Source organism: Enterobacter sp. BIDMC92 (genome assembly GCF_001030225.1).
Lineage (GTDB): Bacteria > Pseudomonadota > Gammaproteobacteria > Enterobacterales > Enterobacteriaceae > Enterobacter > Enterobacter sichuanensis.
The window spans coordinates 2,555,212-2,578,888 of sequence record NZ_KQ087598.1; the positions used below are offsets into that span (position 1 = coordinate 2,555,212).

Consider the following 23,677-nt stretch of genomic DNA (forward strand, 5'->3'; position numbering starts at 1 on the left):
AGAAGATACTCTTAGTTTGGCACTATAGCTACTGCTGATCGTCAACATAAATGCCAGCAGAAATGATCGCTCCACCGATGCGGCGCTTGCCGTAAAGGAGCGGCACAGGATTACCCTGGGCTGTCGTATTGGTTACTCCCCCAAAGGCATAACTGGCCTTATTGTCTGCCGATTGCTTGCTGGCAAGTCCGGTTGTCTGTGGAGAGAGCATTTGTACGACACCGCCCAAGGCCATTGCCCCTCCAATCTGGAACATAATGTTACTCGCTGCGATACCTACTCCAGGCATCCATACTGCAGCAGCAACAAGTGCAACGCCGAGGATGGTTTGGAAAATACCCCCTCGCTTACTACCAACGATAACTGGTGCGATGCGAATATCAGCGGAGCTCTGATCCATGACGAGTTCATCATTGTTCAGGTTACGCTTTCCACTGAATACAGCGTAAGTAAGCCCACGCTGCTTGCTGGTATTCAAAAACCGCTCGAAGCCTGGCACGATAATGCACAATGCACGGATGGCTTCTTTTGGTGAAGCTACTGATAAATGATATTCACGCCCGAAGGTGGCGCCAAGAACACCATAAAGCCGGACGGTTCTGAGCTGCTCCATATCTAGCGAAATGGTCATATTTACTCCATAAAAAACCCGCCGAAGCGGGTGTGGCAGATATCAGAAAGCAAAAACCCGCCAGAAGGCGGGTCGTGTTTTTATTATCTAATGGTCATAAAGTTTGAAAGCTCTATCAAGCCATAGAATATAAAAGACTGAGCCGAGTTTATAGCCGACCATAGGAGCTTTCGCACAAAATCTAAATGCTAAAAAATCTACATCCGGGGATATGTGTACTGGTATCGCCGCTTTAATCGAGTCCCTTGAGATCTTTTCGGTACCAAGCCCGTGCCTATCAGCCTTTCGAATATCAGCCCAAGATAATTGACTTAACCTGAAGAGCCTGTCAGCAAACGCTGCCTTTTCGTTTTTTTCACAGCAATCAATACAAAAATCTCGCTGAAGATATCTCAATGAGAAAACGGGTGGGCTGTTATCAATATCATGAGCATTGACCTGAGCCGAAAGCCCTACTGACGCAGAGCTTTCCTTTTCCCTGGACCTAATCCTACCCTTAGACTTACCCATTGAATAAACTTCAATTAATCAGAGTTTTAAAGAAATCTAACATTGTATCGGGTTTAATTTCCTGGCTCGGAGCACCCTCGACATACGCCTGTTTCCAAGGAGCCTCTTCATGTGTCATGTTGCGAAGCTTCCATGCTGAGAACTGGCCATAAACCTTGTAGACTTCATCTAGCAATTCGATCTCGTCCTCAGAAAACTTGTCCAGTTCAATTGCCTGCGGAACTGGAAGAGCGCCATTCCCATGCTCCTTAAAGCGATGGTAAAGCTCCGGTACTACCGGACCATGCATCCACGCCTCAATTTTTTCATCAAATAGAGGTTTCCCTAGTAATGCAAGGGAGAATCCTTGCGCATAATAGGCAAGCTTCTGAATTTTCATGTTCGAGATAATGTCGCCACTTTCTTCATCGCAATGCGCCAAGAAGTAGTCGGCAACATCAAAACAAGTAAGCATAAACACACCTCCATCTTGATAGCCGCAGCTATATATATGGAGTTATTTAATACCATTGCTCATTTTTGAGCAATGGGCCCATGTCTGAAGATAGATGCAAGTTCGACGAACTTTATCGTGGCCATTTTGCAAGTTAGCCACCTTTTCGCAGAACTTACCCCTCAGGTAATAGTAAACTATTATCACTTTCTCAGGAGATAGGCTGTGCCTATGATCTGCTTGAAGAGTTCAAGAAGGCCAAAAATAGCACTTTTTGCACAAAATGCATGACTTGGTTGGAATGCACGACAACAAAGATTGCTGTAATATTTCGGCCCCCTTGAATGTGGCGCTCAGTTTTTAACCGCGCCCTAATAAAATTTTATGTCTGAGTATCTTCATGGTCCTTTCCATCCAGTAACCTCCATACGGCACGCGCTGGCTCAGATGCCCATAAAGGTGATGCAGTAGCATGTTGCCTTCCAGCAGAATCCCCGCATGATTCCACTTATCAGCCTGAACCTGCATGATCACCATATCGCCAGGTTTTGGCGGCCCGTCGAATTCACGGAATCCGCACTCATACCAGCAATCCTGATAGAAGTTGTCTGGGTAGTCGTTTTCCCACCAGGGATAATCGACCCGGTAATCGTGAAGCTCTATCCCGTGCGTTTGCCGGTAATAGCTCATCACCAGACCCCAGCAGTCGAAGTGACCAAGCACAAACGGGCGCCCCAGCAGCGGCAGTTCTCCACGCGGCTGGATGGTCCGTAAATCCCCCTCCGGCCAGCTCACGATATGCCAGGGTAAAAGGGTTGCATCGCATTGCGCTTTATCCAGCTCGCTCGGTTGCGTCGTGGCATCCGGGTGACTGTGAGCGATGGCGATCACCTTCCCCCAGTCTTCTGCAGCTGCATAGTCTTCGGGGCAAAGTACAAAATTGTCCTCCGGCGCAGCGGCAAGATTCCGGCACGGGAAATAACGTTCAACACGGCTTTTCTGCGCCACCACGCCGCAACACTCGCGAGGATACTCAGCTGCAGCATGAGCCATAATCGCATCGATGGTTTTCTGACGCATATCAACTCCTGATCAAAGACGTGCCAGGGAACCCACCGAACGGCAGTTCGTTGCCGTCTCCATGCCGGAGCTTACAGGCGGTGAGCGTGCCGTTGCATTCATCCAATGAGGGATCACTTACCGGATTGTTGTTTCTGTCGAAGTAAAGCGTGCCGGCATAATCGCACCCATCGCCGGTGCGGTACCTATTCCGGATGCACCATGTGCAAAGGGAATGCAGCTGCCTGGTCGGGATCATCAATCCCTGTAGATCCATCGGGCTGGTAAGAACAAACTCGATACTTTCACCGGGAAGCTCGCTATTTTTACCGTCGATATAGAAAACCCGCTTCCTCACCTGCAAGGGATCTGCTGTGGGATTTCCATCCGGGAAATTGCGCGCATCCAGGTAATGCGCAAAAGTGTCATGAATCGTAACTTTGGCCTGCAGCATATCGTCATAGGCCAGACAGAGCGCAGTGATAGAGCTGTCAATGTTGGCAACGGTGAGAGTCGGCTGGGCGCTACTGCCATCGGTTGAAGCTTCCAGTCCCTCTAGCTTATATGGCCAGGCACCAAACTCTTCGCCCTGCCACCAGATACTCTTCGCCTTTAACTTTGATTCGTCGCCACCAGCAGCCGCAATCTCTTCTTCAGTATGCGGGAGGTTATAAGCGTGAAAGCGCAGGACATCGTCCAGACCAAACGCAGAACCGTCTACCTCAAGAAGACGTATTTTTTCACCCGGTTCGAGGCGTTGATAATCTTCAGTAATCATGGTGCGTATGCCTGTTTGAAGGTTGCTTTTATGGTCATCACTTTGCTGGATAGCGGCTGGGCTTTAATGGAATCAGCTTCAATCCGGTATAAACCGGTTTCGCCAACAGGAGACGTCCAGATAAAGGATTTTGTGATGTGCTTGCGGCAAAAACTCAGCACATCGAGCATCTCTGCCTTTTTTCCCGTTAAGGTCATCGGCCATGACTGTTTTTCAGGATTGATGCCTTCACCGGCGATCTGTTCAAAGCCGTCTCCAAAGGAAGCAGAGCGCGTTACGTAAGTAAACTCCCCTTCCATGCCCGCCTGAATCTGGGTTCGCCAGATAAATGTTTCGATCGCCAACTTTCCTCCGGGTATAAAAAAACCCGCCGAAGCGGGTCAATTGCTTAACAAAAATGATGTGTTCTTAAATGGAGTAACGTTGAAGTGCTGTCTGGCCATAAAATCAATAAGGTAACATCGCGCGGATTTCAGCATACCATTCGTTGACAGCGGGGATATCCCTTAAGAGCCAGAATCCTACGCCAATTAGCAAGAAGCTCGCTCCAAACTCAAAGATAATGCTGAACCAGTATTCAAAGGGCCTGGCATCCTTGTGAATGTACTCCTTTCGACTCGTTCCCTTGAATGTTTTGGTATAGATTCCCTTGCGCAGGTAGCCGAAAGACTGAACCAATGTTATAGGACCAATCAAAAAACAAGCACATACGGTAAACCAATATGAAAATCCCATCGCCCTTCATCCATTCATTGCATTAACACTATTATCGCATAGAAAGAATGCTAAATACCTACGATTGAAGGGTTAGTTATCACAAAGAACAGTAGTGGGATTCGTTTAATATTAATCTTTTGAAATGTTGTCGACGAACCGTGCGTTTTTGTGATTTGATAAAAAAACTCAAAAAAAGTCGAAGCGGTCACCCCTTCACATATCTAGCAAAATGCGGGTTATGGAAAGATACCTGTCTCAGGCAGTTAAAAACACCCCACTATAAATTTAGGTTAGAGCAACCCAATATTCGCGATTGAAGTCCTATGAACAGACTGACGACACTATATATTAAAGCGCGGGCCGGGCTGTCTCCCTATGAAAAGACACCTGAAGCATCATTGATTAAAATGGCTAAGAAATGTGGCCGCAATGAAATAGCCGCCATTAACATCAGGCTCAAACAGTTCCGCTCTGAACTAGCGATGGTTGAAGAGTGGGATGGAGATCAGCAGGATATGATATGGGATGCAATTGACGAGCATTGTAAGTTATTACAACTGATCACCGACAAACAGCCCACCTGAGTAGGCTGTTTGTCGTGCTAATCGTTAGAGCCATGGAACGGTATTTCGAAGGACTGACTAAGCTTCATCGCGTTCCTTTTATTGCATTCCATAAAGGCGTCCCCGGCCGCTGCGCCTGCTCAGATATTACGTTAACTATTGCCGGCTTGAGCTGTTTGATGATATCCACATTATTTGCTGGAGCCGACCTTGTCGTTGGTTGCTCACGTCCCTGAATCACAACACCACCGACATTAACATTTATAGCGGAACTACCTCCCTGTAACCCGAACATCGGTGCGTTTCCGACGTAGCCGCCGTTTGCATACCCCTGAGCTCCACGCATAAGCGCATAGAGATTGCCAACACCAAGTGCACTGGTTGCTTCCTTCGTAAATACAAACTCACCACCATGAACTACGCCTTTCGGTTGGTATTTACCGCCATCACCGGTGTAACCGCCGCTATCAAATCCCGGCACCAGACCACCACCAGAGAAACCAAAGAACGCACCGATACCCGTTCCACCAAACGCTGACTTCATTCCATTAACCAAAGCCAGTTGTGTCAGCATCTGGGCGATGCCCTTGAGGAAAGTAGAAAGGAAGTCTGAGAAGTTAGATTTACCTGTAGTAAAAAAGTCGGTGAGCGTGCTGGCCATCCCGGTGAACGCATTGCTGGTAATCGTCTGCACCTGCGAGTAAACATTAGTCGCGCTGTCCTCAAATTCAGCCCAACCCTTTTTCACGCCGGTCAACCAGTCGCCACGCAACCTGTCCTCTGCATCATAGTAATTATTCGCCGCCTTAAGCTGCTTCTGATAGCCCTCGTCGTCAAGCGTGCCGCCGGAGTTGAACCAGCCAGAGGAAAGCTGGCTCTTTGCCAGCTCACGTTGAGCCTGACGGTCACTCATCCCGGCACCGTTCACTAATGCAGCCTGCTTCTCTGCCATCTGTGTGACGTATTTCTGCGAGGTATCCATTCGCTTGTTCAGCTGTTCCTGTGCGGTAATCTGATCACCTAACAGGGCTTTCTGCCGTGCCAACTGAAGCACCTGGTCTTTACTCGCCAGCAGGGATTGCTCCTGCTTTGTCAGAGAGCGAGATCGGGAGGCCTCCTCCAGCACCTGAAATTTCGCTTCAGTCGTCCACAGATCTTTGCGCTGCTGGCTGATAGTGTCGTTCAGCCCTTTATGCTGCTGCAGCGCGCGTAACTGAGACTGAAGCGCCAGCAACTCGGCCTGGGCAGCATCCGTGCTGCGATCGCCAGCCGATAAAGTGCCCTGCTTTCCGGTTTGCGTCTTTTTACCAAAAGAAGCGACTCCTTCCCGATCCTTCTGGGTGGTTGCGGTACTTATCTTTCTGGTCGTATCGAGGTATTTACCTGCACTGATATCAGCGGCATCCCAGTCTTTTTTCAGCTGAGAGACGCTGTCGCCATAAGCGCCGGCCATTTGTTCGTTGTAGTCCTGCCATCCCTGCAAAGTATCTGTTTTCGCCCAGTCGGGAACGAGGTTAATCGCGGCAGCGATAGAGGATGAAATGATCTGGTTCAGCTTCTGGAAAACGATCGCAACGCTGTAATAAATTGCGTTGAATTCCTTCAGAGTGTTTGATGCCAGCTCAGCTACCCACTGACCGATACTCTGCATGGCCTCAGACGCCCAGCCCTTGATATCCAGCCACAGGCGACCAAACGGTGTCAGCGAGTCGTAAGCCTGCTCTCCACGTTTTGCCATCGTATCGCCAAACAGGTCCATAGCCTGCGTAACAGCCGCGGTCTGGTCCTTTTGCTTTATCAGATCGTCAACATGCTTAAGTTGTGAAACTGTCAGGAAATTATATTGTTCGTTGAGACTCTGCAGCGCTTTAACAGGGTCTTTTTCGATGTCCTTATAGGCTTTGGTGATGTCCTGCGCCGAGACTATACCGGTCTGAACCGCCAGCGCCGTGGAGCCCGCTGCTTTTTCAAGTTGCTGCTGTGTCAGCGATCCAATGCCAACCAGCTCAGTCATCAAACTCTGAACGGTTCCTATAGTAGCGCCAGTAGAGGCAGCAATAGACTGGGAGGAAGCCATGATCTGGAGCGCTGACGTGCCGGCAATGTTGCCAGTCCTGATAATGGCCTTGTTGATTTCGTCGTAGGCGGTGAAGTAGTCCGATCCCGCTTTGGCCGCAATCAGTACAGCACCGGCCAGGCCGCCAATTGCCACTCGGGCAGGGGTCACCATCGACAACATCGCTTTCAGCGCATTGCCTACACCGCCAAACGAGTCACGTAGCTGACCGCCCTGCTGAATAGCAACCATATAAACCGGCATACCGGAAGCCAGTGAGGTCACAATGTCGGTAATTTGCATCGGGAGATAACGCATAGCATTGCGGTATTGCCCCGCGCTGATAGCCCCAGACTTCCACGCATCCTCCTGCTCTTTCAGCTTTGCGATCATTGGTGCAGCACGATCGGATACGCCGAGTTGGGCAGCTTTTAGCTCTAACAGTTCTGCGCGCGTTTTTCCGATTGCTGTGACCTGCTCCTCCAGCGAATCGATAAAGGTTTTGCCCGCCGCAGCTGCACGCTGCGCTGCCTGAGCCTGTTCAATGCGAGCCCGACCCTCTGCGGTTTCAGACTCCATTACCTGTGCCAGTTTTGCCCGCGTCGTCTCAAGCACGCTGTTGTAACGAGTAAAGTCCTCGTCTCCCACCAGCCCTTTACCGCGAAATTTCGCCAGGCTCTCCTGGATAGTGTCCAGTTCATCCAGCGCCTTGTTTACCGGGCTGATTTTATTCAGCAGGTTCTGCAGTTCCTGACGCTGCTGCTTCAGGCTTTCGCTGTTTTTCTTCTGGTTATCGATACCGGTGCGGAACGTGCTGTTCAGGTCATCCGCTTTACCTGCCGCGGCGGACGCGGTCTCCTGAAAGCGATCCAGTGCCTGGTTACCGCGCTCCAGCTCACTGGTATTTACGCGCAGGGAAATCGTGGCGATATCGTTACTCATTCCGCCCTCTCTTTATGCATAACTTTTAGTGCGGCGCTCTCCATGATTCGGATGTCCGAAAGTGCGGTTGCCTCGTCCTCTACGTGGTGCAGGCGCATCACCCAGGGCAGCACGTTGTAATCAAGCCCTGATGCGCCTCCCATGCCCGTGCGCCACTGCGTGCTGACAGCCTGAAACACCAGGAATGAAGGCCATACATCTGGCCAGACTTCGATGTATTGATCGTCGTAGTCATCCGGGGAAAGGCCATATGGCGCCAGGTCTGCCGCTGTGGGTTCAGGCGTATAGAATGCAGAGGCAACCGCTATCAGTTTTTTTCGCGCTGCCCCATCAGCTCTCGGTAGTAGGTTTCCGGGATGGCCTTCATCGCCGCCGGATAGTTTTCCAGCAGCACCGACAGGTTTTCCGCGTTGAATGCATCGGGGAGCGCCCAGCCAGAAATAATTTCCATCAGAAAATCAGTGGCGGTTTTGCCTTCCAGTTTTTCCAGATCAGCCAGCTCTTTAAGTGGCTTGTGATTAAACGTGAAAGTAAGCACGCCATCTTCATCCCCAGCGCGCGGGATCGAGACGTTGGCCTTGAAAGTTGGTTTGGGCTGAAGGGTGAATTTAGTCGCCATTGATACCTCTTAAGAAAAAAAAGCCTCCGCAAAGGGAGGCATAGAATATTGAAAGCTCTGACGGGTCAGGCGGCAGCGTCAGTCACCTTGTAGAACGTCATCGCCGGTGACTGCAGGTTCAGTACCACACTTACTGTCTCTACCTCGTTAACCGCAGTAGTCGGCGTGTCGTCAAAAGATGCCGTGGCTGCCCAGTAACGGTTCTCCTTCGCCTTCGGCACGTACATGTAAGCCGCCACGGTCTCTTCGTCTTCGTCCAGCTGGCGCAGCAATGGATATACCGGGAGCGTGGAGTCATGCGCGATCGAGTAGGTCTGCGAGACTGCGGATTTATAGGTGTTCAGGTTGCGCTGGCGATCATCGCTGAGGAACTGAATTTGCGTTGTGTTCTGATCGCCACCGGATTTCGATACCTCAGTGATTTGCGGCAACTCGGTCCATTCAAGCACCTTGCGGATCGAACCGGTACCGCCACCAGCAGCATATTTGTTTTTGTTGGTGGTATTGATATTGCGAAGAGTGACAGCATTCTCCGCAATCGCGTCGATTTTCGCGATAACGTTATCAATACCCGACCAGTTGCAGTTAACGTGAACGATATCGCCGACCGCGATATCGTCTGCGGCGCTGACGGTGATCACCGCGTGCTCAGCATTCGTCGCGCCGGTGAAAGTAATGGCCGGGCCGTAGCCCGACGCCAGATAAACATGAGCGCCGTTAGGCAGTGCAAAGCCCATAATGGTTTCTCCTTCAGAAACGGGAAAACCGGCTCAAGGCCGGTCAGTTGTGGGACATCAGAGGGGAATCAGCTGGTAATGTCTGCCCGATAATTCAGGCTGACAGGAATGGTGTAGGACAGAGGTGTAGGGACGCCGCGGAATATGCCAGGTGCGCTGCTAATCCAACAGGTAAAGTCTTTGCCTGCAATTTCCTGCCCCTCGGGGAACAATTCCGCCACTCTGCTCGCCAGGGCAACGACGGAGGTACGGCCAGTGCCTGCTGGGGCCACAACGTTAATCTGGTATACACCTGAATAAATGCGGCAGTGCAATCCAAGGTCCAGCGTACGCGGCGTGGCGGGCATGTCATGGACTGCAAGATAGAGCCCATCAGACGGCGGTGTAAAAGGCACGTTTTCCCAGGCAACCGGGATACCTTCAGCATCAGCCCACTCGCCGAGCCTGGCGGCCAGCGCCGCCGCGATATCGGGGATCATTTAGTCACCTCCCTTACTGCATCCTCAAAAAATCGCTGAAACTCAGCAGCAGTAATGCGTACCATCCCTCCCGGAGCCTGGGAAGAGTGCCCCATCTCCAGTCGATACGCGTAAGGGACGTTGTTGCAGAAATAAATAGCCTTCATCCCGACTTTGAACAGCGACAGCGTGTTATTCCCTGCTGCTTTTGTCAGATTTCCGGTTTTATCAATACGGCCTGTTTCATCTGTTGTCGGTGCATCAAAAGACACCTGCCAGTTGCCCCGAAACCGTCCACCGGTATATCCGGGCGGCGCTTTGATATCCATCCCATCCACCAGCCGTGCCTTTTTCTTAAGCCGTCCTGTTTTGGTCAGGTTGGCAGGGTCCGATTTTTGCGCTTCGTTATGGTCGTATACCGCCTGATTGTAAGAAGCTGCCGTCTGGTTGATGCCCCAGAGTTCGGGATTGCCGACAGGTGACATCATCACCAGTTGATTAAGGATCCGAATGCCGACAGCACGTACGACCGCTTCCTGATTCGCTTTGGCTTTGTCCACGAACGCGGTGATGGCAGCCGTAAACGCCTTATTATCGCTCATGCTATGTCCTCAACTGAGATTTGTAGCAGAGCACCACCGCACCCGGTTTCACGGGGTTAGGTTTAACTACGCGGTGGCTTACGCCGTCCACGACGATCAGATCGCCGGTTTTAATTTCCTTCTCAGCGGTGAAGACAATCCGAACATCGCCGTTTTCAATGACGGTTCCATCAATTTCGCCTGGCGCGTAATCCGTCTTCACTCCTATGGCGGTGAACTGGATATCATCGGAACGATGTTCCACACCACCGATGACGATTAACGTGCCCTTACGCGTGACGTTGTATGCAATGCCGTTCTGCTTGAGCATACGAGTCGTTGTCGCCTGCATTCGCTGATAGTTGATGGTCATTACGCGCGCTCCGCGAAAGCATTGATTTCATATCCACGCCCACCAGCCAGGTCGCCGAGAATAGCCATTACCGCCGGGTAGGATGGTGTGAACACCTCACCATCGGCAACCGCATAGGTCATGGTAACGGCGCCTTCGACACGTTCGGTTTTAACCGCGGCCTCACGAACGCTTGAAAGCAAATCGCCATCAATTGCCTCGATAGCCAGCATGCATTGTGCGGTGATAACCTGCCGCGGCACTTGGTCGGGTGGGAAGTCGTGTCCATCCAGATTGACATTTGCGCGTGGCCAGGCCAGAGACTGTTGAGGGTCTGCTTTGGAACCTACCCAATCAAGCCCTTCCAGGTAGTCCATCGCCTTAATCAGCAACGGTGCGAGCTTTTCAGGCAGCTCAATCCCTCTCAGCGCGGCAAATGACGCCAGTTCATCTTCGCTGGCGTAACTGTTAACGTCAGCGGCGGTAATATCAGTAATAATCATCTGAACTTCCGTTGAATGGGGCTTACGCCCCATCGGTTAGCCTGCAGCAGGTGCGTTGAAGGTGATTTCCTCACTCGATTTAGCAATACCATCAACAGTACCGGTGACTGTGAAAGTACCTGCCATATCAGAGGTAAGTTTGACCGTCGCCCCACCAGCAGAACCGGTCTGAGAACTGGCCGTGCTGAGCGTGCCGCCCGTTGAACTCCATACAACAGTTTTACCGGAAACACCTGCGCCGTTTAGCGTGTACTTCAGGGAAATGGTGACCGCATCGGTGCTGTCAGCGGTTGCGGAGGTTTTATCCGCTGACAGCGTTACTCCCCCGCTGCGGATTCCAGTTTGATCAGCACGCCTGCCGTTGATTTGTTGCTGGTGAAATGCTTCTTCCAGTTGCCTGCGGTGCCGATTTTAGTCAGGTCCGGGTTGTCACCTTTCGAGGTGTCCCAGCTGTAGCCCAGCAAGTCGACATTCACAACGCCTTCAGCACGGTACCCGATTGCCAGGTTTTCCTGATCGTTGATGTCGTAGGAACGGAACCCCGGCGCCTGAGACTCGGTGACGGTAACCGCTCCGGCTACGAGCCCAAGGATCGCATCAGCGTCCATGGTGTCGGTAACCAGCACAGGTTTGCCCAGGGTGCCTGGCTGCCCGCCGTAAACCACCACACCCGCTTCTTCGTAGATTTTGTTTGCGATCGCCTCATCCACGATGTCGAAGTAAGTGGCGGAGTGCATAACGAAGAGCACGACACGGTTGAACTTGTCGCCGTACTTACGCAGGCCTCGTGTCAGGGTCTTCTTGCCGTCTGTTTCGATATCGGCGGTTACGACCATGTCGGCGTTGGCGCCAATAGCAGCCGTTAGCGCCTTCAGGCCGTATTTCACGTAGCCTTCCAGCGTCGCGTCAGCCACATCAGTGCCGATTACTTCTGAGAACTCATCAACCGAGCGGCCGCGGCGTTTGAACGCTTCTTCAGTAGTTTCGTATGGACCGTATTTCCACGGTGCTTTGACGGATACGGCTTCACCGGCGCCAATCTTCTTACCCGTCACCTTTTCGGTGGAGTTAACGTCACGCGATTCGATTGAGCCGCCCACTTTGTAGAAGGCACGCTTGCGGAAATCGCCTTCAATCAGCTCGTTATCTAGCAGGATCGCACCGTTGGAGGACGCGTTGAAAATTGCCAGGTTGTCCTGACGGCGCTCGAGGAAAGCGGTCTGCGCCAGATCGTCATAAATGATCAGGTCACTATTAACAGTGGTAGACATGGGTTAATCCCTTATTTCGGAAGTTTGAGGAAGGCCTGCTGGCCATGCTTGCGGATGTATTCCGCTTTGTCGCTGGCGCTCATTTCGGAACGTTTCAGGCTGCCACCGCCGTTTGGTTTGTGTCCGCCCGCGCCGGTTCCTTCTGCGCGAGGGAAGAGATGCGGAGCCGTCTCCTTAAGAGACTCCGCCCACTCAAGTGGGCTTAGTGGAGTTTTACCGTCTTTACCGAACAGAACATCGCCATTTGCATCAACTGCTACGGCCTCGCCTTCGTCGTTGAGCTGGAATGTGCCTTTGGCACGTAGGATCAGATCGTCAGATGCTTCCGGCAGCGCGCCAGCTTTGGACGCTGCTGCACGGATTGCATCCCCCAGAACTCGATCCCGGAATTTGTTGGAGAACGCTTCGGCTTTGTCGGCGCGTTCATTTGCGGCTTTGATTTGCTTATCAACGTCAGCACGCAGACGCTCGGTGCGCTTATCGAGCACCTCATCGATTTTTCCGGCGGCAATCAGCTTTGCCTCTTCGTCGTCGGAAAAACGCTGGAGGATCCCGCGCACTGCATCAGGATCGATACCATCGAAGCGTGACAGAGTTTCTTTTTGCTGCTTAATGGTTCCCAGCAGCTCAGAGTTTTTCGATTTCAGTCCCGTGACTTCGCTGGTCACACGCTCATCAATCAGCTTCTGGATTTCAGGAGTGATTTCGATACCACCGCCACCGCCGCCCTCACCGCCGCTTTCTGGTGCGTAATATTTCAGAAGCATGTTTCGAATTAACATAATTTCCCCTCGGGATTTTGCCGGGCCTCGCCCATAAAAAAGCCCCAGCGGATGCCAGGGCGTGGAGTAAGATGTGATTGTTAGTTGTCTGTGCCTGAGAGCTGTTTCAGACGTTCCAGGCTGATCCATTCGCCTTTGTCAGTGAACATATCAGCCAGGTCGATTTCACCCGAGCGGAACAGACGGCCACGCTCGGCACCCAGAACCTGATCCTGGCGTTGTGCCGGCTGGCGTGCGAGCCATTCCAGATACGAGGTTTTCCCCGGTACCTGCCCATCCATGCTGGCACGAGTCCCCTCGTCCATCTCGTCGATATCGATGCCAAGTTCGCGCCACGACTTGAGGATCAGGGTTTCGGTAGAACGGCAGCAGAAATGAATCTTCCCGGGTCCCTGAAGGTAAGGCACCTTATGCCCGACCGGTTTGTTATCCAGTGTGTAGCGCAGCAGGTCACGAATAATGCAGTCGTGGCTGGTTTTATTGTCCAGTGTGGACAGCCACTGCTTACCTTTTACGATATCGCTGTTGGCGCTGGTGAAGCTGTTGCGTGCTGTGGCAGCCAGATGATTCACAGCTGTTTTAGCGATGCTGGCGGCGTTTGCCCTGCTCATCTGCAGCGCGCCGTCGCGATAATCTTTATTGGCGTGGCCGCGAACACTGCGCGCGATTGTTTCTACCGAGTCGCCGGCAAGATACCCCCTGCGGACGGCGTTCACTATCCGCGCCAACCTGTCCGATTCCAGATTCTCCGCCCACTCACTCATCAGCCGCCCCTGAAAGGGCTGCGCCATCGCCGCGGCATACACCATATCGGCGGTGATGCCCTGCAACGGATAGTGAGACAGGACCTGTGATGGCAGAAGGGAATCGAACAGGCTGAGCTGATAACTGACCTCGTTCCTGGAAAGCGCCAGCAGTTCCCCTTCCAGCCCGGCCTGCATCGAAGCGACAGCCTGATGGTTAAGTTCACGTACGCTGCCGAGCAAGCTTTCCAGACGTGTAACCGTGAAGCTATCGGCCGGTAGCCTGTCCAGCGCATCCAGCAGACGGGCAGAGATTTCTGCGTCCGTCTCGTTAAGCAGTTTCACCATCCGGTTTGCTACCCCAGTGGCGTAGCGGCTTAACCAGACGGAATGTGCGATCGACTCATCGCGCAGGCTTTCGTTGACGGTTGGCATCTCAACCTCCCGTCATCGTGGGTGCCTGATTGCGAAGTGCATCAATCACTTCGTCCGGGCTGTCCGCCGGGTCGATAAGGTCAAGCTTCTGCAGTGCGCGAATCATATCGCTATCACGCAGCGCACCGGATTGCCAGGCGTTGACGATTGCCGTCACCATGCCCGACTCGGCAACCTTCGCAATGAATTCCTGGTTGATAGTGTAGCTCGTCGATTCACCCTTGATGCCGAGATATTTCGCACACCATCCCAGTGCCAGCGTATAGGCCTCAGAAACGTTTGAGACGCAGATACCGAGCACTGATGTTGAGGATGTTTGCTCACCACTCGCCTGGGTAGCAGTCTTCGCCGTGGCGTTCTGCTCAATCAGTCGGGCGCCCAGCTGCACCATGTAATCGCGCTTACTGTCCATGGCCTCTTTAGCCAGCATGTTCGGCTGCGCCTGGGCATAGCCAAACGAGCCCTCCTTGGGAAGCAAAAGCGGTGATCGGGAACCAATTTTCACGCCCTTCTTCTCGAGGTGATCGCGCCAGCCGGTATCGAGCCCGGTCATGTACGGCTGCACCTGGCCACAGAACCACACGCTGTCCTCATAGTCAGCACTGTTACGGTAATGACCGTGGTTTATCTCCACCAGCGCAGCCAACGGTGAATCATCGATAGTGGGATCGTTGTTCTGAGCACCGACAAAGGTGAAAGGGATTTCGTCCCAGTAGTCCTTTCCTTTCGGCTTAGGGTGGTACTCACTGTCAACGGTGTAGGTTCCGCTTGCAGTGCCACCAGCCCGGCGCCATACCCGACAGATGAACCGCCCTTCTTCCAGCGCCAGCTCTCGGTACTGGATTTCATCCTTGTAAGCGTAGCCATCCGGCTCTTCTACGCATTCGCGCAGTACCACCAGCACCAGCTGATCGCGTCCGTTAATTCTCTTTGTTCGCCAGTTGATTATGTTCTCTGCCGGATAGCGGAGGATGATCGCCTCATCGGATGCTTCTGCGTAGTCAACATAAAGCCCCTCTCGTGCCACCTCCAGCACGTTCTCGGTCACCAGCTGCGACTGCTGATAGATGCTGGTACCGGCACCGTCAGCATTGTCTAACAGGTATTTGAGCTTTTCAGGACCGTTAAACGTGGGGTCCTTGCGATACGCCATCCCAAGCATGCCGATCTTCGTATTACCGGCAATCGCATAAAACACCGCGCGGCTTAGATAGTCCTCATTACGCTTACGGTTGCGCGTGGATTTATCGGTTGGGTCGAGATAAGGCAGGTACTTATTACCCGCCGCTTTTACGGCCTCAGCCCCTTTGCAAAAGTCCCTGTATTTCCGCCAGGCAGCAGAAGCCGCCCGGTGTTCTGGTCGAACCCAGGTGATGTCGTCGTTTGCCATATCAGAAAGTGGTGTCCATGGTGATTGAGTATGCCGGCTTCACGATCGGGTAATCCTTCACGATGAAGTACCCACCAGCATCATTGGGGTGATCGTTATCCGCTGTTTTATCCGGTTCGCCATTGGCCGCCCAGATTTGCTGCTCGAGGCTCTCGGTGTAAACCGGGCAGTTCTGAACGTTAACCAGATAGCGGCGTTCACCGTTGGCATTGCAGAACATGGCGTTCATCGAGTTGATGCGGTCTTTAACCGGCGGGTTGGCGTCATCAACAATGACGCTGAATCCGGCATCGTTGAGCTGAGCAATATCGGTCTTGCTGGCGTTCTGGGACTTGCGGGAGTCGCCAGAGGCATCCGGATAGATGTAAATCTCCCGGCTTTTAACGTATCGGCCATCCTCGTAGCGCCAGAACTCTTCCTGGATACGCTTAATCATCGCTGGCGTGTCGTAGACCTTCACCAGCTCACGGACCGCGCGCGGCAGACCATTACGCTTAACGTGAACAATCGCGGCCATTTTTCCAACGTTGAAGTCCATACCGATAAACAGCGGATCCCCGTCCTGAATCTCGTCAGAACAGTTATTCAGCTTGCGGTTAAAGGTGTGGTAAATGGTCCCGCTGTTAAGGTTGGTGAACTTCCCGCGCAGATAGGCCTGAATCAGTTCGTCAGGGTAAGAACTAAGCAGCGATGGAATGTAATCAGGCGGTAGATTCTTCGCATTGTCGAATGTGCTGGCCTGAATCAGCCCATACAGGGCTGCCAGTTGGGGCTTTTCACGTACAGCCTTCACGAACTGCTGGTAGACGAACTTGAACCCTTCTGGCGTCGTCGTTACATCAATGCCATTACGTAGCCCATCAACCTTGTAACGCATACGAGCGATGATTTTTCGCCAGGCCTGCTGCGCTTTGGCTGCGGCCATGACGTCCAGCTCATCTACCATCGCGTTACCGATTTTGAAGCCGACTATTGAGCCTGGTTTCTCCATCGAACGGCATATGGTTGTCCCGCGGTATCGCCGCCCCTCGTAGAAGTGAACCTCTTTGTTCCCCTCATTGATTTTGACGTTCAAGCCCCAGTCAAAGGCCACCTCTTCAATCGTCGGGTAGAAGATGTCACGGATCTGCGGGTACGTCGGCGCGAAATAACCCTGATTAATCTTCGGGTGTTCCCACATCCCTTTGCAGATGCCGCCACAACCCACCCATGTCTTACCGGAACCGAACCCGGCAACGTAGGCTTTGAATTTGTGCTGCATCGCGAGGAAACGCGCCTGAGGAATGTTAAGTGTCGGGTTGATCCCCATCGTCTGCCCTCGCATCCACTACGTTGATATTGATCTGCACTGGGGTCGGTTCATCGTCCTCACCATCACCGGCCAGCTCTTTACGGAGTTTCTCGACCTCAAGCTGCCGGCGTTCGATTTCAATCTGCTGCAGGCGCTGGGCGAACTCGCTATCGGCCAGGCCAAGTCGCTTCATTACCGCTTCGAACATTCTTTCACGGCTGATGGCTGTAATTTCGACGCCATTTTTGCCGACCTTCACGCCGGAGTAAGCGAGACGGGAAGCTGCCGGAAGTTTGCGCGTGTCAGGGAAGTAAGGCTGGCCAATACCATCGCCGTTGCAGCGCGGGCATTCTGGATTTGGTTCTCGGTTGTGGTCGTAGCCATAGCCGCCGGAATCTTCGGGTTCACGCCTGTCACGCTCAACAGCCTCGAGTCTTTTCTCTTCAAACTCAACTGCATCCCGCCACTGGTAGTGATGACCGAAACCCCAGCAGTAACGACACGCGCCGCGGCGATACTGCGACAGCTGATTGGCATCGAAGGTAGCGAGCTGCCACATCTGCTCAAGCACTTCATCGGCACTGCCAAGCGTGCGCGCAATTGAGGCTTTCTGCTGCTGCGCAATGGCCTGCGCAACGTTAGGATTCGCTATGAGCTGACGACCGTAGTTTGGGTCACTATAACCAGTACGTGCGGCGGCTGCCGTGGCGTTGTTGTCCTTCAGGTACTCCGCGACAAATAAGCGCTGCTGAGCAGTAAGTCCATCATCATCCACCAGCTCATTTGCGCTTTTATCTTTCTGCGCAGTGCGCATTTTTTTCTGCGCAGGCTTTTGCGCAGTTTGCGCAGAAGGTTTTTTTATATATCGGCGGGCAGTCGCGTAGTTCAGTCCCTGCGTTTCACACCATTCCTTTGGTGATACGCCGGTTGCGGCATGTTCGGACAGGAACCGTTGCTGAAGCTCGCCCCAGTCCGGTTTTGCCATTGCTACTCCAATAAAAAAGCCACCAGCGGATGCCAGTGGCTCTGTGAAATCTAATGTTGGTAATTTAGCGAAATTCTAATGCTTCGCTATTCCCTGTGCTGATACTGCTCGCAGTACGCTTTGATGTTATCTACGCTATTGTCCTTATGACCATTTAACAGAGTAGAAGGCTCATTCGAATTTTTGACAAAGCTCTCAATATTTATATCACATTCGTATACCCAATGGGCTCGACCAGGTATATGGTCCGGATTCCTAAATCGGTAAAACATAACTCGCTTAATTTTCGAAGAGTGGGGGCCATCACTGTATAGTTCGAACTTATCACAAGGCCCGGTCAGTATTGTTGTATGCAATTCAAGCATTCTAATCTCCTTTGCCCACAGCCAATCTGTGGAAATGGAGATATTGGGGCTAACCTAAAGATTTCAAATCACTTTTTACATTATCAAGCCCACCAGCAGGTGAACTTTGTAATGGCTGCCACCTCCCGGAGTGGCCACGCTCATACCCTTGAGTTGCTGTCGCATCATCGCCGCTCATAATCGGTGCGCGTATGACGTTCGTACTGCTTTACCGGTGCATGTCCCCTTATTTACCCCAAGACGGTCTGCTAAACCTTCTCGGCATCACGCAACTCGGGGCAGTTTAATGACCGCTGCATTGCCTTTCGGCTACGGACTATCCGCTTCAGTGCTTCATGGGCTTATCCTCAGGTGGGGATATCGTTGTCGTTATCCCTTATCATGGATATTACCCTCACGATGGATCTCTCCGGGTGGATTGCAATATTATGCTTACTTTGAAAAACCAAGGAGGTGACATGTTTTCCTTTCTCAATACATTTAAGCGGCTCATAAGTAAGCAGCAGGAAGCTCCAACCACTCAGCCGGAGTATTCAAATGAAAAGCTTTTGCAATGGGCCACTGGATGCATGCTAGAGGGCTTGCCCGACACGTTTTACGAAGCGAGGATTACTTGTTTTCGGAGCATTGATAATGGCGGGCGTACGGCAATCGCAGCTATACATGACTTCAAGTTAACCAGCGAAAGCGAATATATATCTTTCACTCCACCAGATGCCCTTTACGCTACACAATGCATAGAGAAAATTCTTGCCGGAAAAAACTGGAACCAAGCCACCATAACTTTCACCCCACAAACGACACGATTCATATGGGAATAAAAAAACCGCCCGTAGGCGGTTGTATTTTATGTTTTCGACACTTAATGCCTAATGAATTCTTCATCTGGGTATTTAGCCTTTATACCCTCAATAGCTGAGGCAAGCTGCTCACTAAGTTGCGAAGCACTTAAAGCAACCCCATCCTGAATAATTTCACTGTGACTTCTTAGATTGCCATTGACCTCCCATTGCCAAACGAGCCTCTTCATCGGGCCAATCGACAATAATTGTAAGCCTCTAAAAGGAATCATAGTCCCCGCAATGTCCTCAATCTCATAATCTGTCATTAAAAATCTCCTTTGGTTTTCAATGACAATACCACCATCAATCTATCAAACCCACCCATATACGAGTTTTATAACGCTGAACCGTTGTAATAGTGGCTCTCTAATCAACGCGCTCAATTGTGAGCCGGTTAGCTAGCTTTTTCTTCCATTAACGTGACCATGTCAGGGTCCATCTGGCTGACGATCCGCTCACGCGCACCGTTGAGTAGTTTCTTGCGGCCACCAACGCCCCATTTGTTCATTGCCCTAGCGCAGGCACTGACCTCTTTGGTCTCCGTCGCGATCAGCAAGTCGAGGCGGTTAAGTCGATTCATGCTGGTAATGCTACTAAGAACAGCTTCTCGGAATGTTTCGTACACCTGAATTTCAAACTCAGGCTTAATCCATGCCGCATAGCGAATAGCTAATAATTCAGCCGCCCAAACACCTTGGTTCACACCACCATTCACAATGTTAAGTGATTGATTTTCTTTCAGACGACATTTTTGTCCTCTGGAGTCCAGTGCAGAAACGAAACGCTTTACAGCTGCACTTCGAATAAATTTGTTCGGCCTTTGTGATTCTGTCGCCTCTCCATTGGCAACAGCTGCTGCATGCAGATCGTTAAGGTTGTATCTTCCTGCAGAGTCAACCCGGACAGATACGCCGTAAACATTCACGGTTTGATTTGTCATAGCGTCTTTACCTTTTAGAAAGTGAGCCTGTCTCACAGAAAAGCCGCCCGAGAGAGGTCGCCACCTATAACGGCATTTCTCAGGCTCGCTTACTGAAAGGCTCTCGTTGATGTGCGCGTGAGATGCGCATAAAAAAGCCCCGCAGTAAGCGAGGCTTAATTAAATCATTAAAATTCAGATAGATATAGGTATCCAGTTAATAGCTATGAATACGTTTTAATAGTCATGAATCGACATGACCACTCGAAAATTTTTTATTTCAGGCACTGATCTTTGATGTAGTCCTGCAAATATCCCACCTGCTTCGTCACTGTGACGATTCGCTCTCTGATGGTGAAATAATCCCGTTCAGCGGAGTCAGTAAGTCGGGGGCCGGAAGCATCGCCCACGCCGCTGGTGCCGGTCGCTCCATTCGCGGGACATCTGGCGTTGACGTGCAGCCCACACTTACCAGTGCTAACGCAACGCTGCAGATCTTCAATCTGAGATTTCGCATCAGCTAATTCCTTCGTGTATTTGGCATCCAGCGCAGCGACACCTCGCTGGCGAGTCTGCATGTCTTTGATGGTGGCGTTCGCCAGGGTCAGTTGTTCGATAGCTTTAACGCGCTGGTCTTTGTAGGTGATGGCGTTGTCCCGATAGTGGTTAATCGCCCAAACCATTGAAAGCAGCAGACAGATAACGACAGCGCAGATGATTGCGGTTAATCGGCTCATTTCTGGTCCCACATGCAGACTTCGCGCTCAATCTCCCGGCGCGTTACTCACCCTTTCCACTGTTTGCCTCCAGCATGAGTCCAGCGCCGCAGCTGATCGCATACGCCTTTCAGGTTCCCATGTCCACCAGCTCATCTGCGCTTTTATCTTTCTGCGCAGTGCGTGCTATCTTTCGCGGGTAAATTTTTGTATTTTGCGTAGCAGTTTTCTTGATATAGCGACGAGCACTTACATAATTAAGGTTATGTGTCTCGCACCATTCCTTAGGGGATATGCCAGTAGCAGCGTGATCAGACAGGAACCGCTTCTGCAGCTCGCCCCAGTCCGGCTTAGCCATTGTAACCTCTAAACTGAATGAACTTTAGACGTCACTCACAGCTTCACTATTTGAAGCAATGAAGTATTTTTTCTCAAAGAAATCTTGAAATGAGGATTTAAGTTTATGAAATATGTATAACTACGATGACGTACAGAAAATCAAGGCCAATCTCGAGTGGATAGTGCATCAAGCCTCTGCCCGGTCTCATTTGCGCACTGAGCATGATCAATTAGTGATTTCCGATCTAATGGAACTGATTCAGACATATGAAACTCTTCTTGACCTTGTAAGCAAATTTGGTGCTTCCGTCTTAAACTCGGAAATCATAGCGGGTCTATCAATCACAGAGGAATTCATTGCTAAAGTTAAGCGGAATGAGGGTGCGATGTGAGCGACCAACACACTGTGAGACGATTGATTCGTGTATTGAAGCTTCAAACTGGTAGATTACAGTTTGAAGCATGGGTTATTTAATTGCCGTACAGTCGATTGAAAAGCGCATTTTTCATCGCATCAGAATCAATCGGATCCACGTTTAACCAGGTCAATGTCTCTTGGTTCTTTTCTGCATTGAAATCAGAAAACACACCATGGATATCACCGTTATCAGGTGAGTAGAGAACAGCAATATTCTGTTCTGGGCAACTGTGTGGTTTACACCCTGACAGAGCAATATACTTTTTGCCCGCAACTGTTACTTCGGTTGATGGTGTGCTTGTGCCACCACTTTTTACCCATGCAGGTAGTTTATTTTGACTTATCAGTTGGGAGTAGCTCTTAGACGTGCTTTTTGCACTGGCGAAGTCAGAAAGATACTGCCCTTCCTCAGCAACAGCGCAGAACGAAACCAAAGCCATAGCAGCGATAATCACTTTACCTTTCATGTTAATCCTCATTCCATAAAGACACCTCAACTCTATACCTTTACAGTCGCTATGTCAGCCCTATGGATAATCAGAGCATTTGATGTTACTGCCCGGCCCAAATGATTAGGTAAGGATTATCTTAATCACTAGCGCTTATGCTTGTTGATTACTGCCTGACTGCCAAACTGTTCAGGACTCTGATGCGGAGAATGCCAACTCCAGGGAATCATCGATAAAAAGAGCATGTGAAACTGAGACTCCTTTAGCTCTCCTTGCGAGGGCTTTTTTTTGGATAGTGGCGCTTCGCTTGCTAAATATTGTGTGTTTTCTAAAATTTAAAGGAGGCTTTGCTATGTCAGGTAAAGCCGTCGTTCAGAAATACCCGTGTGCTCAAGGATGAGCCATCCCTAGTTCTTTCTTTCCTGCTCGATCTGCCTTATGCCAGCGAAATTATTGTTGCCCTTCTCAATTACGGCCAGTAGCGGCTTAATCCACAAGACTGCCTGACAATACGTCATGGAGCTGGTGGCAACGGCACGATCATCGGTTGTGTCAGGTCCATTGGAATCGGTGTGCATGGCGCTGGCACGTAAACGGTGCGCGTATTTGAGCAGCCCACCAGCAATGTCAGCAGGAACAGGCAAATCACAGGTTTTTTCACGGCGGAAAATCTCCCGGTATTCGATTACGGTTTCTTCGGTACTGGTATCAATCAGGGAGTTAAGCCTATTGGCATGTTCTGCAACCTGATTGAATCGATTGAAGTTGAATGCTTGGGTAGCGATCACCTGCCCCTGCAGAGAATTGTCACTTCGCAGAACGTCGTTTTCGCTTTGAAGATTACTGGCCTCCGAGCAGCTCTTAACGAGGGCAACCGAAAGGCCAGCAATAATGAAAACGCCGATAAGACCCGGATCAATTTTCACTGGTCGATCCCCCAGCACGCCAACGCACTTTCCTGGTCTCGCCGTTCTACCTGACCGTAGCAGCCGTTCTTCTGGCCTTTAGTCAGGCGGCAGTCGCGGCCGCCGTCTCTAATCCACCAGCGAATTGCCTCGCATGCCCCGTGGCGGTCACCGGCATTGATGCGCTTATAGAACGTGGACGGGAAGCACTTACCCGGCCCGATGTTGTACGGGCAGAAAGAAGCGATCCCAGCTTTCTGAGGTTCGGTAAGCGGTACCGTAATATTGCGGTCAACCCACGCCAGAGCCCTATTGCGTTCGATGGCGTTCACCTGATTGCATTTGGCCTGAGTCAATTTCATGCCCTCCACAACCGGTTTACCATCAACCATCGTTGCGCCGCGGCAAATAGTCCAGATACCGCCGCCATCTTTGTAGGCCGTGAGGCTGTTACCCTCTTTCTCATTCAGAAACTGGTCAAGGATTACGGATGCAGGAGCACCAGCCAGTATCAGCCCTAGAACTGCGGTACTCAACTTTGCTCTGGATCCCATCACTCACCTTCCTTTTGTAATGCCTCAACGACCACGCTTGCAGCAGCGGGACGCTCGTGGAGGGGTTTATCACCAACGCCTTTCAGGTAGTCATTGACCATTTTTGTTCGCTTCTCATCCTCTCTACGCCTGCGGTTTGCATCTACCCGCCCGTTAATGTACGAGGCTAGCGAGATAAGCAGACCAGCAGCGCCAAAGAACATGAACACCAGATCCTGAGTGGTAAATCCAATGGCTGACGCCAGAGCTGCTACCCACGCGAAGAACTGCGTGAAGATGTTCCCTGAATCATTCATTTTCATGGTCTCTCACCTCGCTAAGTGCGGGTGCTGTT

29 protein-coding genes and 2 pseudogenes are annotated in these 23,677 nt (G+C 51.3%); 2 read left to right on the forward strand and 29 right to left on the reverse strand.

Features of this window, described 5'->3' with window-relative positions:
• Positions 1–28: 28 nt before the first annotated feature.
• The 5 genes from SP99_RS11950 to SP99_RS11975 all read right to left on the reverse strand — a co-directional run bounded on the left by SP99_RS11950 (position 29) and on the right by SP99_RS11975 (position 3,755).
• The gene (locus SP99_RS11950; protein ID WP_047958730.1) at positions 29–631 is read right to left on the reverse strand and encodes a tail assembly protein; all 603 of its coding nucleotides are present in this window, start codon (positions 629–631) and stop codon (positions 29–31) included.
• Positions 632–1,151: 520 nt separating this feature from the next.
• Positions 1,152–1,595, reverse strand: coding sequence for a Panacea domain-containing protein (locus SP99_RS11960; RefSeq protein WP_047958732.1), 444 nt, complete (start codon positions 1,593–1,595; stop codon positions 1,152–1,154).
• A 339-nt stretch (positions 1,596–1,934) separates the two neighbouring features.
• A complete protein-coding gene (locus tag SP99_RS11965; RefSeq protein ID WP_047958733.1) occupies positions 1,935–2,654 on the reverse strand; it encodes a C40 family peptidase in 720 nt (239 codons plus the stop codon).
• Between the two features lies 1 nt (position 2,655).
• Positions 2,656–3,411 (reverse strand): phage minor tail protein L, encoded by a 756-nt coding sequence (locus tag SP99_RS11970; protein WP_047958734.1) that lies wholly within the window; start codon positions 3,409–3,411, stop codon positions 2,656–2,658.
• Positions 3,408–3,755: a phage tail protein gene (locus SP99_RS11975; protein WP_047958735.1), complete on the reverse strand. Its 348-nt coding sequence runs from the start codon at positions 3,753–3,755 to the stop codon at positions 3,408–3,410. Before SP99_RS11975 ends, SP99_RS11970 begins: the two co-directional genes overlap by 4 nt.
• 696 nt (positions 3,756–4,451) lie before the next feature.
• On the opposite strand from SP99_RS11975, the gene SP99_RS11985 reads away from it, so the two are divergent.
• A complete protein-coding gene (locus tag SP99_RS11985; protein WP_045371007.1) occupies positions 4,452–4,712 on the forward strand; it encodes a hypothetical protein in 261 nt (86 codons plus the stop codon).
• 64 nt (positions 4,713–4,776) lie between these two features.
• On the opposite strand, the gene SP99_RS11990 is transcribed toward SP99_RS11985, so the two are convergent.
• The 15 genes from SP99_RS11990 to SP99_RS12055 form a co-directional block, all read right to left on the reverse strand.
• Entirely contained in the window at positions 4,777–7,689 is a 2,913-nt protein-coding gene (locus tag SP99_RS11990) for a phage tail tape measure protein (protein WP_047958736.1), read from the reverse strand.
• Positions 7,686–8,105, reverse strand: a complete 420-nt coding sequence (locus SP99_RS11995; RefSeq protein ID WP_331456726.1) for a DUF1799 domain-containing protein — start codon at positions 8,103–8,105, stop codon at positions 7,686–7,688. Before SP99_RS11995 ends, SP99_RS11990 begins: the two co-directional genes overlap by 4 nt.
• Complete coding sequence (locus SP99_RS12000; RefSeq protein ID WP_023344275.1) at positions 7,997–8,308, reverse strand: phage tail assembly chaperone; 312 nt, start codon at positions 8,306–8,308, stop codon at positions 7,997–7,999. The genes SP99_RS11995 and SP99_RS12000 overlap by 109 nt, the downstream gene beginning before the upstream one ends.
• Positions 8,309–8,373: 65 nt before the next feature.
• Positions 8,374–9,045, reverse strand: coding sequence for a phage tail protein (locus SP99_RS12005; protein WP_047958738.1), 672 nt, complete (start codon positions 9,043–9,045; stop codon positions 8,374–8,376).
• Positions 9,046–9,113: 68 nt separating this feature from the next.
• A complete protein-coding gene (locus SP99_RS12010) occupies positions 9,114–9,524 on the reverse strand; it encodes a DUF4128 domain-containing protein (RefSeq protein ID WP_047958739.1) in 411 nt (136 codons plus the stop codon).
• Positions 9,521–10,105, reverse strand: a complete 585-nt coding sequence (locus tag SP99_RS12015) for a hypothetical protein (RefSeq protein ID WP_047958740.1) — start codon at positions 10,103–10,105, stop codon at positions 9,521–9,523. The genes SP99_RS12010 and SP99_RS12015 overlap by 4 nt, the downstream gene beginning before the upstream one ends.
• A 1-nt stretch (position 10,106) precedes the next feature.
• Positions 10,107–10,457, reverse strand: a complete 351-nt coding sequence (locus tag SP99_RS12020; protein ID WP_047958741.1) for a hypothetical protein — start codon at positions 10,455–10,457, stop codon at positions 10,107–10,109.
• The gene (locus SP99_RS12025; RefSeq protein ID WP_047958742.1) at positions 10,457–10,939 is read right to left on the reverse strand and encodes a DnaT-like ssDNA-binding protein; all 483 of its coding nucleotides are present in this window, start codon (positions 10,937–10,939) and stop codon (positions 10,457–10,459) included. The genes SP99_RS12020 and SP99_RS12025 overlap by 1 nt, the downstream gene beginning before the upstream one ends.
• Before the next feature lie 36 nt (positions 10,940–10,975).
• Positions 10,976–11,332, reverse strand: coding sequence for an Ig-like domain-containing protein (locus SP99_RS25340; protein WP_197086109.1), 357 nt, complete (start codon positions 11,330–11,332; stop codon positions 10,976–10,978).
• Positions 11,257–12,210, reverse strand: a complete 954-nt coding sequence (locus tag SP99_RS12030; RefSeq protein ID WP_047958743.1) for a major capsid protein — start codon at positions 12,208–12,210, stop codon at positions 11,257–11,259. The genes SP99_RS25340 and SP99_RS12030 overlap by 76 nt, the downstream gene beginning before the upstream one ends.
• An 11-nt stretch (positions 12,211–12,221) precedes the next feature.
• Positions 12,222–12,992: a hypothetical protein gene (locus SP99_RS12035; protein WP_047958744.1), complete on the reverse strand. Its 771-nt coding sequence runs from the start codon at positions 12,990–12,992 to the stop codon at positions 12,222–12,224.
• An 80-nt stretch (positions 12,993–13,072) separates the two neighbouring features.
• Positions 13,073–14,170 (reverse strand): phage minor head protein, encoded by a 1,098-nt coding sequence (locus tag SP99_RS12040; RefSeq protein ID WP_047958745.1) that lies wholly within the window; start codon positions 14,168–14,170, stop codon positions 13,073–13,075.
• A gap of 1 nt (position 14,171) precedes the next feature.
• A complete protein-coding gene (locus SP99_RS12045) occupies positions 14,172–15,560 on the reverse strand; it encodes a DUF4055 domain-containing protein (RefSeq protein WP_047958746.1) in 1,389 nt (462 codons plus the stop codon).
• 1 nt (position 15,561) lies between these two features.
• Entirely contained in the window at positions 15,562–16,869 is a 1,308-nt protein-coding gene (locus SP99_RS12050) for a terminase large subunit domain-containing protein (RefSeq protein WP_047958747.1), read from the reverse strand.
• On the reverse strand, positions 16,847–17,836 hold the full coding sequence (locus SP99_RS12055; RefSeq protein WP_047958748.1) for a terminase small subunit: 990 nt from the start codon (positions 17,834–17,836) through the stop codon (positions 16,847–16,849). The genes SP99_RS12050 and SP99_RS12055 overlap by 23 nt, the downstream gene beginning before the upstream one ends.
• Before the next feature lie 823 nt (positions 17,837–18,659).
• On the opposite strand from SP99_RS12055, the gene SP99_RS24355 reads away from it, so the two are divergent.
• A complete protein-coding gene (locus SP99_RS24355) occupies positions 18,660–19,022 on the forward strand; it encodes a hypothetical protein (protein WP_231584229.1) in 363 nt (120 codons plus the stop codon).
• A gap of 41 nt (positions 19,023–19,063) precedes the next feature.
• Here the strand turns inward: SP99_RS24355 and SP99_RS12070 are convergent, their stop codons facing one another.
• From SP99_RS12070 to SP99_RS12110, 9 genes and pseudogenes are all read right to left on the reverse strand, one after another.
• On the reverse strand, positions 19,064–19,309 hold the full coding sequence (locus tag SP99_RS12070; RefSeq protein ID WP_047958750.1) for a hypothetical protein: 246 nt from the start codon (positions 19,307–19,309) through the stop codon (positions 19,064–19,066).
• A 128-nt stretch (positions 19,310–19,437) separates the two neighbouring features.
• Positions 19,438–19,983, reverse strand: a complete 546-nt coding sequence (locus SP99_RS12075) for a KilA-N domain-containing protein (protein WP_047958751.1) — start codon at positions 19,981–19,983, stop codon at positions 19,438–19,440.
• 254 nt (positions 19,984–20,237) lie between these two features.
• Entirely contained in the window at positions 20,238–20,699 is a 462-nt protein-coding gene (locus SP99_RS24360; RefSeq protein ID WP_047958752.1) for a lysis protein, read from the reverse strand.
• A gap of 47 nt (positions 20,700–20,746) precedes the next feature.
• A pseudogene (locus SP99_RS24630) lies at positions 20,747–20,818 on the reverse strand (lysozyme); the annotation flags it as partial.
• A gap of 2 nt (positions 20,819–20,820) precedes the next feature.
• Positions 20,821–21,036 (reverse strand): annotated as a pseudogene (locus SP99_RS25030) (terminase small subunit); the annotation flags it as partial.
• A 452-nt stretch (positions 21,037–21,488) separates the two neighbouring features.
• Positions 21,489–21,902, reverse strand: a complete 414-nt coding sequence (locus SP99_RS12095) for an Ivy family c-type lysozyme inhibitor (RefSeq protein WP_047958753.1) — start codon at positions 21,900–21,902, stop codon at positions 21,489–21,491.
• A gap of 389 nt (positions 21,903–22,291) precedes the next feature.
• Positions 22,292–22,810 carry a hypothetical protein gene (locus SP99_RS12100; RefSeq protein ID WP_047958754.1) on the reverse strand — a complete coding sequence of 173 codons (519 nt, stop codon included), beginning with the start codon at positions 22,808–22,810 and terminating at the stop codon, positions 22,292–22,294.
• Positions 22,807–23,343, reverse strand: a complete 537-nt coding sequence (locus SP99_RS12105; RefSeq protein WP_047958755.1) for a lysozyme — start codon at positions 23,341–23,343, stop codon at positions 22,807–22,809. The genes SP99_RS12100 and SP99_RS12105 overlap by 4 nt, the downstream gene beginning before the upstream one ends.
• Positions 23,343–23,645: a hypothetical protein gene (locus SP99_RS12110; RefSeq protein WP_014832171.1), complete on the reverse strand. Its 303-nt coding sequence runs from the start codon at positions 23,643–23,645 to the stop codon at positions 23,343–23,345. Before SP99_RS12110 ends, SP99_RS12105 begins: the two co-directional genes overlap by 1 nt.
• Positions 23,646–23,677: the final 32 nt, after the last annotated feature.

What these genes read in the sequence shown, in the direction of transcription:
- SP99_RS24360 (WP_047958752.1), bottom strand. Translation starts at nt 20,699, where the DNA reads ATGAGCCGATTAACCGCAATCATCTGCGCTGTCGTTATCTGTCTGCTG.
- SP99_RS12105 (WP_047958755.1), bottom strand. Translation starts at nt 23,343, where the DNA reads ATGGGATCCAGAGCAAAGTTGAGTACCGCAGTTCTAGGGCTGATACTG.
- SP99_RS12095 (WP_047958753.1), bottom strand. Translation starts at nt 21,902, where the DNA reads ATGAAAGGTAAAGTGATTATCGCTGCTATGGCTTTGGTTTCGTTCTGC.
- SP99_RS12055 (WP_047958748.1), bottom strand. Translation starts at nt 17,836, where the DNA reads ATGGCAAAACCGGACTGGGGCGAGCTTCAGCAACGGTTCCTGTCCGAA.
- SP99_RS11960 (WP_047958732.1), bottom strand. Translation starts at nt 1,595, where the DNA reads ATGCTTACTTGTTTTGATGTTGCCGACTACTTCTTGGCGCATTGCGAT.
- SP99_RS12020 (WP_047958741.1), bottom strand. Translation starts at nt 10,457, where the DNA reads ATGACCATCAACTATCAGCGAATGCAGGCGACAACGACTCGTATGCTC.
- SP99_RS11990 (WP_047958736.1), bottom strand. Translation starts at nt 7,689, where the DNA reads ATGAGTAACGATATCGCCACGATTTCCCTGCGCGTAAATACCAGTGAG.
- SP99_RS12005 (WP_047958738.1), bottom strand. Translation starts at nt 9,045, where the DNA reads ATGGGCTTTGCACTGCCTAACGGCGCTCATGTTTATCTGGCGTCGGGC.
- SP99_RS12045 (WP_047958746.1), bottom strand. Translation starts at nt 15,560, where the DNA reads ATGGCAAACGACGACATCACCTGGGTTCGACCAGAACACCGGGCGGCT.
- SP99_RS11965 (WP_047958733.1), bottom strand. Translation starts at nt 2,654, where the DNA reads ATGCGTCAGAAAACCATCGATGCGATTATGGCTCATGCTGCAGCTGAG.
- SP99_RS12075 (WP_047958751.1), bottom strand. Translation starts at nt 19,983, where the DNA reads ATGACAAATCAAACCGTGAATGTTTACGGCGTATCTGTCCGGGTTGAC.
- SP99_RS12000 (WP_023344275.1), bottom strand. Translation starts at nt 8,308, where the DNA reads ATGGCGACTAAATTCACCCTTCAGCCCAAACCAACTTTCAAGGCCAAC.
- SP99_RS12035 (WP_047958744.1), bottom strand. Translation starts at nt 12,992, where the DNA reads ATGTTAATTCGAAACATGCTTCTGAAATATTACGCACCAGAAAGCGGC.
- SP99_RS12110 (WP_014832171.1), bottom strand. Translation starts at nt 23,645, where the DNA reads ATGAAAATGAATGATTCAGGGAACATCTTCACGCAGTTCTTCGCGTGG.
- SP99_RS11950 (WP_047958730.1), bottom strand. Translation starts at nt 631, where the DNA reads ATGACCATTTCGCTAGATATGGAGCAGCTCAGAACCGTCCGGCTTTAT.
- SP99_RS12010 (WP_047958739.1), bottom strand. Translation starts at nt 9,524, where the DNA reads ATGATCCCCGATATCGCGGCGGCGCTGGCCGCCAGGCTCGGCGAGTGG.
- SP99_RS12025 (WP_047958742.1), bottom strand. Translation starts at nt 10,939, where the DNA reads ATGATTATTACTGATATTACCGCCGCTGACGTTAACAGTTACGCCAGC.
- SP99_RS11985 (WP_045371007.1), top strand. Translation starts at nt 4,452, where the DNA reads ATGAACAGACTGACGACACTATATATTAAAGCGCGGGCCGGGCTGTCT.
- SP99_RS11970 (WP_047958734.1), bottom strand. Translation starts at nt 3,411, where the DNA reads ATGATTACTGAAGATTATCAACGCCTCGAACCGGGTGAAAAAATACGT.
- SP99_RS12070 (WP_047958750.1), bottom strand. Translation starts at nt 19,309, where the DNA reads ATGACAGATTATGAGATTGAGGACATTGCGGGGACTATGATTCCTTTT.
- SP99_RS12030 (WP_047958743.1), bottom strand. Translation starts at nt 12,210, where the DNA reads ATGTCTACCACTGTTAATAGTGACCTGATCATTTATGACGATCTGGCG.
- SP99_RS12040 (WP_047958745.1), bottom strand. Translation starts at nt 14,170, where the DNA reads ATGCCAACCGTCAACGAAAGCCTGCGCGATGAGTCGATCGCACATTCC.
- SP99_RS12050 (WP_047958747.1), bottom strand. Translation starts at nt 16,869, where the DNA reads ATGGGGATCAACCCGACACTTAACATTCCTCAGGCGCGTTTCCTCGCG.
- SP99_RS24355 (WP_231584229.1), top strand. Translation starts at nt 18,660, where the DNA reads ATGTTTTCCTTTCTCAATACATTTAAGCGGCTCATAAGTAAGCAGCAG.
- SP99_RS12015 (WP_047958740.1), bottom strand. Translation starts at nt 10,105, where the DNA reads ATGAGCGATAATAAGGCGTTTACGGCTGCCATCACCGCGTTCGTGGAC.